Source organism: Blautia obeum ATCC 29174, assembly GCF_025147765.1.
In the GTDB taxonomy this organism is placed as follows: domain Bacteria; phylum Bacillota; class Clostridia; order Lachnospirales; family Lachnospiraceae; genus Blautia_A; species Blautia_A obeum.
In genome coordinates, this window is record NZ_CP102265.1 from 2,997,493 (window position 1) to 3,012,672 (window position 15,180).

Here is a 15,180-nt window from a genome sequence, read left to right on the forward strand (position 1 = left end):
ATAAGTAATAAAATTAATGAATCAGATTTCCTACGATTCCATAGGATACCACATACATGATCACAGTTGCCATAATCAGTCCACAGAAAATAGCAATAGAAGACTTCTTGATATCCACTTCAAGAAGGGATGCGATCAGAGATCCTGTCCATGCCCCCGTACCCGGAAGAGGAATTCCTACAAACAGCAGCAATCCAAAGAATTCATACCGTTTGATCTGGTCACTCTTGCCCATGGCACGGTCTTCCATCTTAACGATCAGGCCATGAAACAGTTTTGTTTTCTTCAGAACTTTAAAAATCTGACGAATAAACAGTAATATAAATGGTATAGGAATAATATTTCCGATAATGCAGATCGGAATTGCTTTCGCCGCAGACACCTTCAAAAGAGATGCCGCCAGCAGACCTCCTCTAAGTTCCAGAATCGGTATCATGGAAATGATAAAAATGATAAGTTCTCTGGAAATATGCTGAGACAGGTTATCTGTAAACCACTGTACTAAAACTTCCATAAATTCTCCTTTTTTAGATATTCTCTTACAAAATTAATGAAAACTTCCATCTCATTCCTTGTTCCAATCGTAATACGCAGATGGTTACCGGTTCTTCCACCCGGAAAATAGCGCACGTAAATATGCTGCTCTCTCAATGCCTGAAACAGTTTTTCTGCCGGGCAGTTTTTATGAGCCGCAAAAATGAAATTTGCTTTTGACTCTTCAAAGTAAAATCCAAGTTTCCTGAGTTCTTTTTTTGTCCATTCCCGCGTCTCTATAATCTTACCGCAAGTTTCCAGGAAATATTCCTGATCCTTTATCGCCGCAACACCAGCTGCGATCGACGTACGATTCATTGTATAAGAATTAAACGAATATTTGACATCATTCAGATATTTGATCAGTTTCGGGCATGCAAGCGCAAATCCGATACGCATGCCTGCCATGGATCGGGACTTGGAAAATGTCTGTACCACCAGAAGATTCTCGTATTTCTCGATCAGAGGTAATGCTGACTGTGTACCAAAGTCAACATATGCCTCATCCACGATCACGATCACATCCTGATTGTGTTCCACGATATCTTCAATATCACTCAGCGGAAGAGAAACACCTGTCGGAGCATTCGGGTTCGGAAAGATAATTCCACCATTCTCTCTGAAATAATCTTCCTTCTTTATATGAAAGTATTCATCCAGTGCCGGTCTCTCATATGGAATGCGGAACAGTTCTGCCCATACATCATAAAAAGAATAGGTGATGTCAGGAAACAGAATTGGTTTCTTACTGTTAAAAAAAGTAAGGAAACTCATTGCCAGTACATCATCAGATCCCACGCCGACAAATACCTGATCGTCCTGAAGCCCATACTCCCCTGCAATGGCATGCACAAGATCTTTCGCTGCCGGATCCGGATAAAGTCTCAGTGCATCTGTATCTGTATTCCGAAGTACCTCCGTAACCCCTGGTGCCGGCGGATAAGGATTTTCATTTGTATTTAATTTGATCATATCCGTCTGATTTGGCTGTTCTCCCGGTGTATACGGAACCACCTTGCGGATATTGTTTTCCCAGTTGCCCATCTTCATGTCTTCTTTCTTTTTTATCTACTTTTTTATCTGCTTTTTTACGAGGATACATACGGATTGTTCCGTGCTACGCACTCTCACAATCCTACTTCCGAGCCACACCGGTCTTTCTTGCTGCTTCTGCAACTGCTTTGGCTACTGCCGGTCCAACTCTCTTGTCAAATGCCTTTGGAATGATATTATCTTCAGAAAGTTCTTCATCAGAGATCAGTTCTGCAATTGCTTTTGCTGCTGCAATCTTCATCTCCTCATTGATATCACTTGCTCTCACATCAAACGCACCTCTGAACACACCAGGGAATACAAGTACATTGTTGATCTGATTCGGGAAATCAGAACGTCCTGTTGCGATGACTCTTGCGCCACCTTTTCTTGCTTCATCCGGCATGATCTCAGGTGTCGGGTTTGCCATTGCAAATACAATCGCATCATCTGCCATTGTGCTTACCATCTCTGCTGTTACAATATTCGGTGCAGATACACCGACAAAAATATCTCTGCCCTTCATGGCAGCCTTAAGGTCCCCATGCAGCTGTTCTTTATTTGTTTTTTCTGCGATTTCCTTCTGTGCCGGATTCATCCATTCCTCACCAGGCGCCAGGATTCCCTTACGGTCAACCATGACTACATCACCGATTCCAAGTTCCAGAAGAAGTTTGCAGATGGAGATACCTGCTGATCCGGCTCCGTTGATGACTACTTTTGCTTCTGAGAATTTCTTTCCTACCAGTCTCAGAGCATTGGTCAGTCCTGCTGATACGACGATTGCGGTTCCATGCTGGTCATCATGAAAGATTGGAATATCACATTTTTCTTTCAGTTTTTTCTCTATCTCAAAACATCTCGGTGCGGAAATATCTTCCAGATTGACTCCACCGAAAGATCCTGAGATCAGATAAATGGTATTTACGATCTCATCTACATCATTGCTCTTGATACAGAGCGGAAATGCATCTACATCACCAAACGCTTTAAAAAGTGCACATTTTCCTTCCATTACCGGCATCCCCGCCTCCGGTCCGATATTTCCAAGGCCAAGGATCGCTGATCCGTCTGTAACAACAAGGCACATATTCCATCTTCTTGTCAGGTCATAAGATTTGTTCACATCCTTCTGGATCTCCAGACATGGCTGTGCAACACCCGGTGTATATGCAAGTGACAGGTCATCTTTATTCTCTGCCGGTACTCGTGTAACGACTTCAATCTTACCTTTCCATTCTCCGTGTAATCTCAGGGATTCTTTCGCATAATCCATCTCATTCTCCTCCTATTACAATTCCATTTGCTGGTCTTTTGTTGTTGCTGTTCTTCTGCATCTCATCCATGCATTTTTCGATTATCTCCATATGCTCGGACATGTACTGCTCGGCACCCTTCTCATCGTTATTGATAATAGCCTCAACAAGAAGACGATGCTGTTCATCCACTTTAAATTCCGGACGGTTTTTCTTCATAATATAATCTCTGGTTCCCGCAATTATATTTTCAATCAGCTGATCCGCTGCAGCAAGCACACTGTAGATCATCGGATTGTCTGCAATCTTTGCAATCTGCGTATGCAGTTCTTTATCCAGTTCTCCTCTGGTCTTCTCATCTTCCGCTTTATCTATACTCGAAAGTATCCTCCACAGTTCTGCCGCATCCAGTGGTGTGCACTTTCTCGCAGCCAGAATTGCCATCTCTAGTTCCAGTGCAGCCCTAAGCTGCTGTGTCTGCCGGATATATCCGTTATTCAGTTTAAACAGTATAGATAATGGGCCAATCAGCCAGGAATCCAGGTCATCTGCTATATAGTTTCCACCACCGGGCACGGTCTTTATGATTCCAAGCAATTCAAGTGCTCTTAAGACTTCCCGTACCGCCGGTCTGGATACTCCCATCGTCTCTGCCATCGTTCTTTCTGCCGGAAGCGCATCGCCTGCTTTCAGATGTCCATTTTGAATATTATCTATGATCTGATTCAGTATTCCATCAAAAGCTTTCTCATCTTTAATTTCTTTAAACATATATCTGCCTCCTACATTTCCCTATTAATGTATCATTTATGAACCCTGTTGGCAAGCATTCCCTTTGCATTCTGCCTGCATTCTTTTTCATACAGCTTTTTCTAATTTATTAAAAATATCGATATAATTTGTGTTTTTATTCTAAACTTTTCTCATATCCTATTGACAAGTTCAAAAAAGAACGCATAATAAACGTAAGAGATTATTATAGTAAGGGAGATTATACTCATGAAAAAAAGAAATCTTATGCTATTATCAGCAATTGCTGCAGCATCGATCCTCATGACTGGATGCGGTTTCACCGCAGATGATCCGGCTGACAGTCAGGCTGTAACTATAACTCCAGAACCAACTGCTACACCGGCACCTACAGCTACACCAGCACCTACTGTTACCCCGACAGCCAACCTGACAACTACACCTGCACCGGCCGGAACAGATGCTTCTTCCACAACTCCGGCAGATGGTACAACAACAGACGGAACTGCTTCTACAGACAGCAGCACATCTTCTGATGCAGCATCCACAGATACCAGTTCTGACTCTGCTTCTTCCACAGCAAGTGCATCTTCCGGTGATGCATCATCTTATGTTGGTTCTACACTGAATGAATTCATGAACATCTATGGAACACCAGTTGATTATGAACCTGCATACGATGCAAATGGCAACGAAGTTGGTGGTGTTTACTCATTCAACGATTTCTCCATCACAACAGATTTCACTTCCGGAAGCGAAACTGTCGAAGCTGTTGATTATTATTGATCATAATAAGCCGCACATGACAAATACCCTGTCAGGGAATTCCTGCCAGGGTATTTTTTATGTATTTCTTTCTTTATTTTTCAGGTCGTTCTTTTCGATGTTTTTTGGATTCTTCGTATTTTTTCAGCTCTTTCAACGCCTTCTCACCCTGCGGATACAGAATAATGATATTGAATATTGTCATCAGACCGATTCCCACATCTCCAAGGTCCCATACAAAAGTATAAGCTGCAAGGCCACCTATAAACAACATAAACAGTGCTATGATCTTGTATGCCGTCTGTGATATCCAGTTATCTCCGAAAAGATATGCCACATTGCTTCTTGCATAGAATAAAATTCCAAGGAATGTCGAGAAGCTGAACAAAAATAATGTCGCTGCAATAAAAACCACACCAAATCTTCCGAGATGATGTTCCATCGCCGTCTGCAGAAGATCCATTCCGGAAAGTCCTGCAACTTTTTCTTCCGGGGCAAGAAGCATGATCATTGCAGTACAGCTGCAGATTACGATCGTATCGATAAATACTCCAAGTGCCTGTACCAGTCCTGCTTTGACCGGCTGATCACATTCTGCCGCAGCTGCCGCACACGGAGCAGAACCAGAGCCTGCCTCATTGGAAAAAAGTCCTCTTTTGACTCCATTCATCAGTACCGCCCCGAAACCACCGGCTGCCACCTGTCTAAATCCAAATGCTTCCTGAAAGATTCTTGCAAAAACGCCCGGAATACTGCCGATATTCATCACAATGACCAGAATCGTGATTGCAAAATAAACAACTGCCATTACCGGCACGATCATATCCAGGATCTTGACCGTCGCATTCTTACGAAGTACGATCACTGCTGCAACTGCAACAAGCACAACCGTCGTATAGACTGGCGGAATGGAAAATGCATTTTTAAACGAAGAAACAACGGAATTACTGATCACCTGACTGATACCACACCAGCAGATCAGGCCGGAGATTGCAAATAACACAGAAATCACAACTTTGTTTCTTTTTTTCTTTTGTTTTTCTTCCACATAGGCGTGGATGTAGTATGCCGGTCCACCACGATAACCGCCATACAGTGGATCTTTTTCTTTATAGATCTGTGCCAGTGTTGCTTCAATAAATGCTGTAGATGAACCGATCAGTGCTGTTACCCACATCCAGAACACAGCCCCGGCACCACCTGCGGAAATCGCTGCAACCACACCGACCAGATTTCCCATACCAACCCTGGTAGCCGTTGATACGACCAGTGCCTGAAAAGATGAAAGACTGTTTTTATCCTTTTTCTTTTCAACCAGTGCTCTTACCATATCCGGAAACAGACGAATCGGCAGAAAACGCGTCCGGATCGTAAAATAAATTCCCGCCGGGATCAGTAGAATGATCAACAGCGAAATTCCAAGTGTACTGCCACCCGGCAGCGGAATATGCACCAGATCTCCCCACAGAAAGCTGTATATTTTCTCAATCAGATCAACCATCATAACTTTAACCCTCTTCCCATTTTCACACACCTGAAAGAACATTTCCCTCAGGCAGATACTATTCCAGTATAACTCATAATAACCTTTAAACACAAGCACTTTTGAAGTTTAAAGTCAAAAATCGGCAGTCTTGACGTTATCCACTCCTTTGTTTATAATAAGTATGTCTGGAAAATCCAGATAATATTAACTTACATATCAAGACAAAGGTGGTCTTATTTTATGTTTAATTTTATGGTTACAAATGAAGGCGGCCTGACAACAGCCGGATATGCCATCGCAATCATCGCAGGAATCATTCTGTTCCTGGCTGCAATCTGTTTTGCAGGAAAACACTCAGAAAAACACAAACTGACTACAAGACAGCTTGTATTCTGTGCTGTAGCTATGGCACTCGCTTTTATCACTTCTTACCTGAAGATTATTACTCTGCCGTGGGGCGGAAGCGTTACTCTTTGCAGTATGCTGTTTATTGTACTGGCTGCTAACTGGTATGGTGTAGGCACCGGTATCACAGTTGGCCTTGCTTATGGAATCCTGCAGTTTATCCAGGAACCATATGTACTTTCCTTCTTCCAGGTGTGCTGTGACTACATTCTTGCATTCGCTGCCCTTGGAGTTGCCGGATTCTTCGCAAAGCAAAGCCATGGTCTGCTTAAAGGATACATTGTGGCAGTTATTGCCAGAGGTGCATTTCATGCACTTGGCGGATATCTGTACTGGATGAGCTACATGCCGGATAACTTTCCAAAATCCCTGACTGCAATTTATCCGATCGTATATAACTACAGCTATCTGCTTGCAGAAGGAATCATCACAGTGATCGTGATTTCCATTCCGGCAGTATCAAAGGCACTGGTACAGGTTAAGAAGGCAGCACTGGGTACTTCCCTGTAACCCGTTAATTTGTATTAACAATTTCCCATGGCATGCGCCCTGAGACCTGTTCTTCTCCTGATATTTCAAATCGATAAGCTTTCGTATAAATGATATCGCAATATGTAAAAATAGCGGGATTCTTCTTCTGTCGTATGGAGAAGATATCCCGCTGTTTTTTCATTCTATTTATATAAAAGGATTGTAGAACCTTCCAAACTTAATTGTCACCATCAGACTTACAACCAGCAGCACTACGCCCAGTCCAAGCGCCGCAAAATCTCTCCGCTCAAACGGCCGTCTGGTATACCACGTCCGTTTCTTATTCTTCCCAAATCCACGCAGTTCCATCGCATTAGAGATCGTATCAATACGGTTCAGACTCGTCAGAATCAACGGTAATAGAATATTAACAGAATTCTTTAATCTGGAAAAGAAGTGTTCATTTTTTCCAAGTTCCACACCTCTTGCCTGCTGTGCCTGGCTGATACTGTGATAATCCCTCTGAATATCCGGAATATAACGAAGTGCGATTGCCACAGAATATCCTACTTTATAGGAAATTCCAATACTGTTCAGACTGGCGGCAAACTCGCTCGGATTTGTCGCAGAAATAAACAGGATCGCAACTGGAAGGGCTACAAAATATTTCAGCGAAATATTCAACATATAAAACAGCTGCTCTGCGGTCACATCATATCTCCAAAACAAATGACGCAATACATGCCTTGTTCCATACAGATTCGTTCCCTGATTCGGATCAAACAGAAAAATAAACAGGTTGTTCAAAAGCAGAAAAACAAGCATAAAGATCATCATAAACCGAACTTCACGGTATTTGATCTTACTGAGTTTAAATGCAGCAAGGCTGACTGCAAACAATCCCAACAGCACCCAGGTATTATAAGTGATCATACTTGCGAACGTGAACAACAGGAAAAATGCCAGCTTGGTTGTTCCTGTCATTTTGTGTACCACGCTGTCGCGATCCAGATAATTTAGTACCGTTTTAGCAGCCATGGCTTCTCACCTCCCTGTCCTCTCCGATAAATCGTTCCACAAATGCTTCCGGCGGTGTGATCGCACAATGATTTGCCAGAGTAAAAAGACTTGTTTCTTTCAGTGCCGCACGTTCGATCAGTTCCGGATCACAGAGTACTTCGGATGCTCTGCGGTCTGCGATCAGCTGTCCATCGGAAAATACCAGTGCTCTTGGTGTATATTCCAACATCAGGTGCATATCGTGTGTGATCATCACGACTGTCACACCACGTTCATTGAGTTTACGCAAAAACTCCATGATCTCTGTATAATGTTTAAAATCCTGCCCGGCAGTCGGCTCATCCAGAATGATCAGTTCCGGATCCTGCACCAGTACACTTGCAATCGTCACACGTTTCTTCTGTCCAAAACTCAAAGCTGAAACCGGCCAGTTACGAAACGGATAAAGTCCGCAGATCTTCAATGTATCTTCTACCTTCTGCCGAACTTTCTCCTCCGGCATTCCTGCCTTCTGGAGACTCAGTGCTACTTCCTCATAGATCATCGTCTTCGAAATCATCTGATTTGGATTCTGCATAACATATCCGATATATTTCGCACGGTGACGGATATTCTCCTTTAACAGATCTTTTCCATGGAACAGAATCTCTCCGGAATCCGGATCCTCAAATCCACATACAAGTTTGGAAAACGTTGATTTTCCGGCGCCATTCCTTCCCACGATACTGACCATCTCTCCTTTGTCAATTGACAAGCTGACATTATGAAGTGTCTGATGCTCTTTCGTATATCCAAAACTGAGATTCTTCACTTCCAGAAGCTTTTCCCGTTCTCCGGCCTCTTCTTTAAACGGCTGTGCCTCAAACCATTCCTGTAATCTCTTACGGTCTCCTTCATTCAGCACAACAGAATCCACGTGTGCCGGCCTCTTTTCCTTTGTAATGTCGATTCCTGCATAGCGCATCGCAGTCACATAAAGAGGCTCACGAATGCCATTGTCTGCCAGCAGGCTGGTAGAAAGCAATTCATCCGGAGTCATATCTGCAAGGATCGTTCCTTCATTTACCAATATGATACGGTCTACGTTTCTCCAGAGAACGTCTTCCAGACGGTGCTCAATGATCAGAACTGTCGTATCCGTTTTTTTCCGGATCTCATCAATCAGCTCAATCGCCTGTTTTCCTGCTGCCGGATCAAGATTTGCCAGAGGCTCATCGAACAGGAGGATTTTTACCTGATCTACCATGACACCCGCAAGACTGACTCTCTGCTTCTGTCCACCAGAGAGTTCATGCGGTGCATAATCCAGATGCTTCTCGATTCCTACCAGTTCTGCCGCATGTCTGGTGATCGCATGCATTTCATCCTGAGGAGTACAACTGTTTTCCAGAGCAAATGCAATATCCTCACCAACCGTCAGTCCGATAAACTGTCCATCCGGATCCTGAAGAACCGTTCCTACATGCGCAGATAATTCAAAAATACTGCTGTGTGGTGCATCCACACCATCCACCGTCAATGTTCCCTTACATTCTCCCGGATTTGAAAAAGGATTCAGTCCGTTGATACATCCTGCCAGGGTACTTTTTCCACTTCCGGAAGGTCCCGCGATCAGCACTTTTTCACCTGGATAAATATCCAGATTGATTCCAGTCAGTGTAGGTTTTTTTTGCGCCCTGTACTGGAATGAAAAATCTTTAAATGAAATAACAGGGGATTTTTTCTCAGCCATTCAAACACCTCAAAATTTATATTAACCATTCAATAACTACAAAAACAATTCAAGAATACTATCTGATCAACAATAGAAAAAGCCTTTCCACAAGCCATATAAGCTACATGAGAAGGCTTTTCCGACGCTGTCCACTTCTGCATGAACACCTGTGAACAGCAACTCCATATCTTATTCCTGATCCAGGGAACCCTTCTTGGCAATCGTCTTTGTATATGCCAGAACAAGAAGTCCACCTACGATCACACCGGTGACTGTATTAGAAACCGCTGCAAATACACCCTGTGCAAATACTTTGTTTGCAGGTTCTGCATAGATCAGAATATCAAGTACAGGTGCTACAACTACCCATCCGATCACATGCGCGATCACATTTGCAACTACAAATACAGCAACTTTGCCTTTTCCGAATTCACCCTCCTGAACATCAAGTTTCTTGGCAAACAGTCCGATAACCACGCCGACAAATGCTGATGTGATTACCCAGCTCCACCACGGACTTCCACCCCAGGAAAGATCGATCAGTGCGTGGCCGATAAACCCGATCAGTCCGCCTGCAACCGGTCCATACATAGTAGCCAGAAGTGCAAGTACTGCATACTGAAGACTGATATTTGTGTTCGGTACCGGGCTCGGTATTGCAACAAAACGTCCGAGTACAAAGAACAGTGCTGCGCCAATTCCGACAGCAACCACGGTTTTGATACTGCTGTTGTTTTTCATGATAGTATCCTCCTCAAAAAGTTTTGCTCCGGTCATGCCAGAGACAGTGATAGTATAAGTCTTTTGGGCAGATTTTGTCAATGGATTCCAAGTGCTTCTTTTGCAAGTTCATCGACCATATCATTGTACTTATCATTAGAATGTCCTTTGACTTTTCGAAATTCAATGTGAACCCGTTCTTTCGCCTTACGATAAAAATCACGATATGCAATCGTTCCGGCTTTGTTTGCTTTCCAGTCACCATTGCACCAGCTCGCGATACCTTGATAATCGTGATAAATTATAATAGAAGGGATTTTGTGGTCCAGAGCGTATTGCATCGCTGCTTCACTTCCTTTGATCTCACCAGCCACATTTCGCATCTGCGCCAACTCTGGATCAGACATTTTCTGCGAAAATTTCTCTTCTTTTCCATTGATCAGAACCACCATCCCGTAGGAAAATTCTTTCGTGCCTGCATGATAGCTTCCATCAACGTAGATTTCCACCGCACCTGCTGACGGATCACCTCCCTGCATCTCATCTACAGCCACAGCAATTCCCAGATATTCCTTTGCTTCCTCTTCCGTCCCAAAGCTCTTATATATCGCGCCCGGATACCCCATTACCTGCTTCTTACACTCATCCCAGGTAAGGAACATCCCTATCTTTCTTCCCTGTCTTACTGCATAAAATTTCTTTTTTGCCATGCTGCCTCCTATCTGTCATCCTTCACTGCCATTCACAGATAATATCCGCCAAACAGCAGCCACCCTATTTCTTCTTATACTATACATGAGAATTTTCAAATTACAAGAAAAAAAGAAGACTCCCGTCATGGAAATCTTCTTTTTTCTGACTTATTTAATGCCATACGATCTGACAGACTTATTCAGCTACTGCAATCGCTTCTACTTCACACAGAACATTCTTCGGAAGCTGTTTTACAGCAACGCAGGAACGAGCCGGTTTGCTTGTGAAGTATTTTTCATAGACTGCATTAAATGCAGCAAAATCTGCCATATCAGCAAGGAAGCATGTTGTCTTTATAACATTGTCAAATGTAAGACCAGCTTCTTCAAGGATCGCTCCAACATTTTTGCAGGACTGCTCAGCCTGAGTCTCGATCTTATCCCCTGCTACTTCGCCGGTTGCCGGATCTACCGGAATCTGGCCGGATGCGAATACAAAATTCCCTGCCATTTTAGCCTGAGAATATGGTCCAATTGCTGCAGGTGCTTTTTTAGTTTCAAATGTTTTCATGAGAAATTCCTCCGTTCAGTCTTTTTCTCATCATAGCACCAAAATTTTTGTTTCGTCAATATATTTTTTGTATTTTATTCTGCAGTTTCCTCTGTTTCTGCCTCTGCTGCCCATACCGGAACTGCTGCTCCAGGTCACATTATTTTCTCTTGGCTCTGATATATCATTTCAGGATATTTACGTTTGATATCTTTCAGGAAGATCCGACCGGAAAATGCAATATGCGGAAGCTCATAAAACTGGCTCTGCTTCGGGCAGATCGGACGATACAGAGGATCCGCCACAATAATGTCTGCATCTCTCAGCAGCTTTTCCATCTCTTCTTCGCCATTTGCTGTACAGTCATTTGTCGCCAGAAGATTCTCGTGAGTTTCCAAAGGACAGATAACACGGACTGGTTTTTGATATTTTTTTTCGATGAATGCCGCCAGCGAGCCCATGGTTACAGCTTCACCAATGAGGGTAATTTCCGGTACCCCGCTTAAACGGTTTGCAAGATACGCTGTCGAATCATTATTCTTTTCCTCATTTCTGCCTTCTGTTTCATATGGGATTTTTTTGTTCATGATCTGTATAAGTTCTTCTGTAAATCCGCTGATCGGAGTTCCGATGACATACGGAGTCCCGAATTTCTCTCTAAGTATCTTCGCAGCCGGAAGTCCCACGGAAGAAACAACCAGATTCATTTCTACTTCGCCTGTGCGGGACAAATTTTCAAGTGTATCACCCATAGCCCAGGAGGAAACAACTTCCCATCCATATTTTTGAAGATTTTTCTTCATGATATCTACATTGGTCTGTGGCCCAAAATCCAGTGGGGTTACACCAAGGAGATTGAGCGTATGAGGTTGGTTGACTGACGATTCTCTGTCAATTGCCGATTCTGCTGTTTTTGATACAGTTTCCGACTCTCCTGTAAATCGCTCTGCAATCCTTGCCAGAGCAATTCCTGCACCATAAGTGTAATCATGCATACCATTCGTTGGAATGGCAAAAGCCGGAATTCCTGTCTCTGTCTCAATCACCTGGGCAATTGCAGGAAAATCTGTCCCATTCATAAATGGGATTGGAGAACCCGCAAGGGCAATAAACCTTGGCTTCAATTCTCGCGCCGTTTCTTCAATATCATGAATAAATTTCGCATCATTTCCCATGACTGCATCGATCTCTGTCAGCCCGGAAATATAGATCAGACTGTCCTGATCGTACCAGCGAATCTCATCGTGCGTATTGTAGGTAGAATTACAGCCTGAAGGATCGTGCATGACCACCATACCGCCAAGTTCATACAGGGCAGAACACACGCCTGAAACATCCGCAGTATAAACCGGTATAATCTTATACGACTGTCTCATATGCAGCTTTCGCACCCCCATCCTTTGCGAATGATCAGATCTTCCGGAGCTTTTTCTTCGAGAAAAGCTTCTGTCATCAATTCCAGAGTCCTTCGAATCCCATCAAAGCCCCATAGACCACCACCCTGCACCATATTAACAAAATAACTGCTGCCGGAAAACCAGGCGGCTTTCTGCCCAATGGCAAGAACTTTCTCTTCTGTATGGCGTGGAAGGACACGCATCTTTGCCTGAATCGTAGCACAGAGTTCAAGATCTGGATGATGTATCTTTAACCAGTCAAATACATTTTTTTCTTCCGGGCTTACACTGTCAAGGTAAACCGTTGTCACATGAAATCCATGTTTCAGAAGAAAACCTGCAAGTCCAAGTGGTCTGGGATGATACAGATAGTCCAGGACGATCGAAGTATCACCAATGATTGCTTTGGCGTGACCAACAGCATTTTCGCAGAGTGTAATTTCTCGTTTGCAAAAAGCTTCCAGTTCTTCAGATATTGTTTCTATACCTAAAACATTCTCCTGTTCCTGGCCCGTCTGCAGCTCCTGTAGCAGCTTTCTCAGTTCTTCTTTAATTTCCCTATAATCAAAACTTCCCGGCAGATACAGATGTTTTCTGTTCAGTCTTTCGGCCAGCATTTCTGCACCATATTTAGCCGGAGGATAGCAGGAAATAAAAAATTCTCCTGCACCAAGACACTGGTATTCTTCCCAGTTTTTGCATGCCGGGATTTCTCTTAACGTGTATCCCTTATTTTTCAGCAAACGCTTGATATCACTGTTTTTATCCAGCACAAAGTCACTTCCGACAAGAGTCACTGTTTTCTTATCAATGTGTCCTGCTGTCAGAGGATCATACATTGCTTTGCGTAGTTTCTGATCCGGCGTAGCTCCATGCTTCTGCATGATCGGATCCATATAACAGCGTACGAACACGATCTCCGGAAAGCGTGCTTCCAGTTCTCCATACACCAGTTCCAGGTCACATCCCAGAAAATGGTGCAGACATACTGTAAAAAGAAGCACTGCTTTCGGTTTTTTTTCAAGTTTCTTCAGGACATCGGTCACGCCTTCGATCGTCACATCCTCCAGATTTCCATTGAGAAGATTTTCTTCTTCTACAATCACAAAGGAAAAACGTTCTGCTGCATTCATCTCTGCCGCTGTCAGGACAACACCCCGCATGCAGTTGTCTGCACAGACATAAATCTGGATTGCCTCTGGCATCAGCATTCCGGTATGAACAATGTTCCAGTTACCATGTGCGGGAGAATTAAATTCCAGACCTGTTGGAAATGGAACAGGAAAATCAGCCTCTCCAATCGTTGTAACCGCACCTTCCGGATCTATCTCACCACCAACTCGTTTCAGCATAAACCATCCTCTCTGCAGAGGTTCAGAATCTGCTCTGCCAGTATGCGGTATTCTGTTGCCATTTCGCTTTCCGGATAACATTCCATCAAAGTCTTTCCCTGTTCTTCTGCGTCTGTAACCAGATCACTGTGGGTAAGTTTTCCGATTACCTTTGTTTCAAAATCTTCCGCAAGTTCCTGTACTTTTTCTTCTTCCCGTTTTACATTGCGGCGATTCAGGATAATTCCTCCAAGGGCAGCATAACCACGGTTTCTGAAATTCTGTACCGCCATGGCAATATTGGCCCCGGCATGGATTGCCATATTTTCCCCGGATGTGATAATCAAAACTTTGTCCGCATATCCTTTTCGCATTGGCATGGAAAAGCCCCCGCAAACAACATCCCCCAGTACATCATAAAGGACAATATCCGGTTTATAGGTTTCATACGCTCCGGTTTCCTTTAATTTTTCAAGAGCCGTAATGATTCCACGTCCCGCGCAGCCAAGCCCTGGTGTCGGACCACCTGCCTCTACACAGATCACGCCCTGATAACCGACCATGGTCATGTCTTTGAGTTTGAGGTTCTGCTTTTTTTCATTATAAAGATCAAGCACCGTTCTCATTTCTTTTCCGTGACGAAGCTGAATCGTGGAATCTGCTTTTGGATCACAGCCAATCTGCATAACTGTCAAACCTTTTTCTGCAAGTGCTGCTGCCACATTGGATACAGTCGTTGATTTGCCAATGCCACCTTTGCCGTACACTGCTATTTTAATCATGTTTTTCCTCCATGTGTGTGATGACATTGGAATAAGCGGTCTTCGTGGATACGCCTTTCAGTCGGCCAATCTTGCCGGAAAGAGCACTGATGATATCCTGTGAAGCATCAATGGCAATACTGATGATGCTGATTCCTTTTTCACGGTATGGGATACCCATGCGACCGATGATATGGTCACGGGCATCGTAAAGGAGCTGGTTTAAAGTTTCAATCGAATTGTTGTCCTCTACAATGATGGAGATTACTGCTACTCTAGTATCCATGTTAGTCCTC

At 43.6% G+C, this 15,180-nt stretch carries 16 protein-coding genes; 2 read left to right on the plus strand and 14 right to left on the minus strand.

The genetic code is table 11. The annotated features are described in order from the left end of the window. Positions 1 to 13: 13 nt before the first annotated feature. From NQ503_RS14460 to NQ503_RS14475, 4 genes are all read right to left on the minus strand, one after another. Complete coding sequence (locus tag NQ503_RS14460) at positions 14 to 514, minus strand: COG2426 family protein (RefSeq protein WP_005428103.1); 501 nt, start codon at positions 512 to 514, stop codon at positions 14 to 16. Next, positions 502 to 1,578 (minus strand): histidinol-phosphate transaminase, encoded by a 1,077-nt coding sequence (hisC, locus tag NQ503_RS14465; RefSeq protein ID WP_044926251.1) that lies wholly within the window; start codon positions 1,576 to 1,578, stop codon positions 502 to 504. The genes NQ503_RS14460 and hisC overlap by 13 nt, the downstream gene beginning before the upstream one ends. A gap of 91 nt (positions 1,579 to 1,669) precedes the next feature. Beyond that, entirely contained in the window at positions 1,670 to 2,842 is a 1,173-nt protein-coding gene (locus NQ503_RS14470) for an NAD(P)-dependent malic enzyme (protein ID WP_005428108.1), read from the minus strand. A gap of 1 nt (position 2,843) precedes the next feature. After that, entirely contained in the window at positions 2,844 to 3,593 is a 750-nt protein-coding gene (locus NQ503_RS14475) for a FadR/GntR family transcriptional regulator (protein ID WP_005428109.1), read from the minus strand. Positions 3,594 to 3,821: 228 nt separating this feature from the next. Here NQ503_RS14475 and NQ503_RS14480 point away from each other — a divergent pair, with 228 nt between their 5' ends. Then, the gene (locus NQ503_RS14480; protein WP_022389090.1) at positions 3,822 to 4,358 is read left to right on the plus strand and encodes a hypothetical protein; all 537 of its coding nucleotides are present in this window, start codon (positions 3,822 to 3,824) and stop codon (positions 4,356 to 4,358) included. Positions 4,359 to 4,431: 73 nt separating this feature from the next. Here the strand turns inward: NQ503_RS14480 and NQ503_RS14485 are convergent, their stop codons facing one another. Next, a complete protein-coding gene (locus tag NQ503_RS14485) occupies positions 4,432 to 5,841 on the minus strand; it encodes an alanine/glycine:cation symporter family protein (RefSeq protein WP_117627538.1) in 1,410 nt (469 codons plus the stop codon). A gap of 222 nt (positions 5,842 to 6,063) precedes the next feature. Between NQ503_RS14485 and NQ503_RS14490 the strand changes: the two genes are divergently transcribed. Beyond that, positions 6,064 to 6,738 carry an energy-coupled thiamine transporter ThiT gene (locus NQ503_RS14490; RefSeq protein WP_005428124.1) on the plus strand — a complete coding sequence of 225 codons (675 nt, stop codon included), beginning with the start codon at positions 6,064 to 6,066 and terminating at the stop codon, positions 6,736 to 6,738. 168 nt (positions 6,739 to 6,906) lie between these two features. Here NQ503_RS14490 and NQ503_RS14495 read toward each other — a convergent pair whose 3' ends face one another. The 9 genes from NQ503_RS14495 to NQ503_RS14535 all read right to left on the minus strand — a co-directional run bounded on the left by NQ503_RS14495 (position 6,907) and on the right by NQ503_RS14535 (position 15,170). After that, positions 6,907 to 7,737 (minus strand): energy-coupling factor transporter transmembrane component T family protein, encoded by an 831-nt coding sequence (locus NQ503_RS14495; RefSeq protein ID WP_005428127.1) that lies wholly within the window; start codon positions 7,735 to 7,737, stop codon positions 6,907 to 6,909. After that, complete coding sequence (locus tag NQ503_RS14500) at positions 7,727 to 9,451, minus strand: ABC transporter ATP-binding protein (protein ID WP_005428129.1); 1,725 nt, start codon at positions 9,449 to 9,451, stop codon at positions 7,727 to 7,729. The genes NQ503_RS14495 and NQ503_RS14500 overlap by 11 nt, the downstream gene beginning before the upstream one ends. A 171-nt stretch (positions 9,452 to 9,622) precedes the next feature. Further along, complete coding sequence (locus NQ503_RS14505) at positions 9,623 to 10,174, minus strand: ECF-type riboflavin transporter substrate-binding protein (RefSeq protein ID WP_022389086.1); 552 nt, start codon at positions 10,172 to 10,174, stop codon at positions 9,623 to 9,625. A 77-nt stretch (positions 10,175 to 10,251) separates the two neighbouring features. Next, complete coding sequence (locus NQ503_RS14510) at positions 10,252 to 10,863, minus strand: ribonuclease H1 domain-containing protein (RefSeq protein WP_005428132.1); 612 nt, start codon at positions 10,861 to 10,863, stop codon at positions 10,252 to 10,254. 178 nt (positions 10,864 to 11,041) lie between these two features. Continuing rightward, the gene (locus NQ503_RS14515; protein ID WP_005428134.1) at positions 11,042 to 11,416 is read right to left on the minus strand and encodes a RidA family protein; all 375 of its coding nucleotides are present in this window, start codon (positions 11,414 to 11,416) and stop codon (positions 11,042 to 11,044) included. A gap of 134 nt (positions 11,417 to 11,550) precedes the next feature. Next, positions 11,551 to 12,771, minus strand: coding sequence for a nitrogenase component 1 (locus tag NQ503_RS14520; protein WP_005428137.1), 1,221 nt, complete (start codon positions 12,769 to 12,771; stop codon positions 11,551 to 11,553). Further along, entirely contained in the window at positions 12,768 to 14,144 is a 1,377-nt protein-coding gene (locus NQ503_RS14525; RefSeq protein WP_005428138.1) for a nitrogenase component 1, read from the minus strand. The genes NQ503_RS14520 and NQ503_RS14525 overlap by 4 nt, the downstream gene beginning before the upstream one ends. After that, positions 14,138 to 14,905: a nitrogenase iron protein NifH gene (locus NQ503_RS14530; protein ID WP_005428139.1), complete on the minus strand. Its 768-nt coding sequence runs from the start codon at positions 14,903 to 14,905 to the stop codon at positions 14,138 to 14,140. The genes NQ503_RS14525 and NQ503_RS14530 overlap by 7 nt, the downstream gene beginning before the upstream one ends. Continuing rightward, a complete protein-coding gene (locus tag NQ503_RS14535; RefSeq protein WP_005428140.1) occupies positions 14,898 to 15,170 on the minus strand; it encodes a TM1266 family iron-only hydrogenase system putative regulator in 273 nt (90 codons plus the stop codon). Before NQ503_RS14535 ends, NQ503_RS14530 begins: the two co-directional genes overlap by 8 nt. Positions 15,171 to 15,180: the final 10 nt, after the last annotated feature.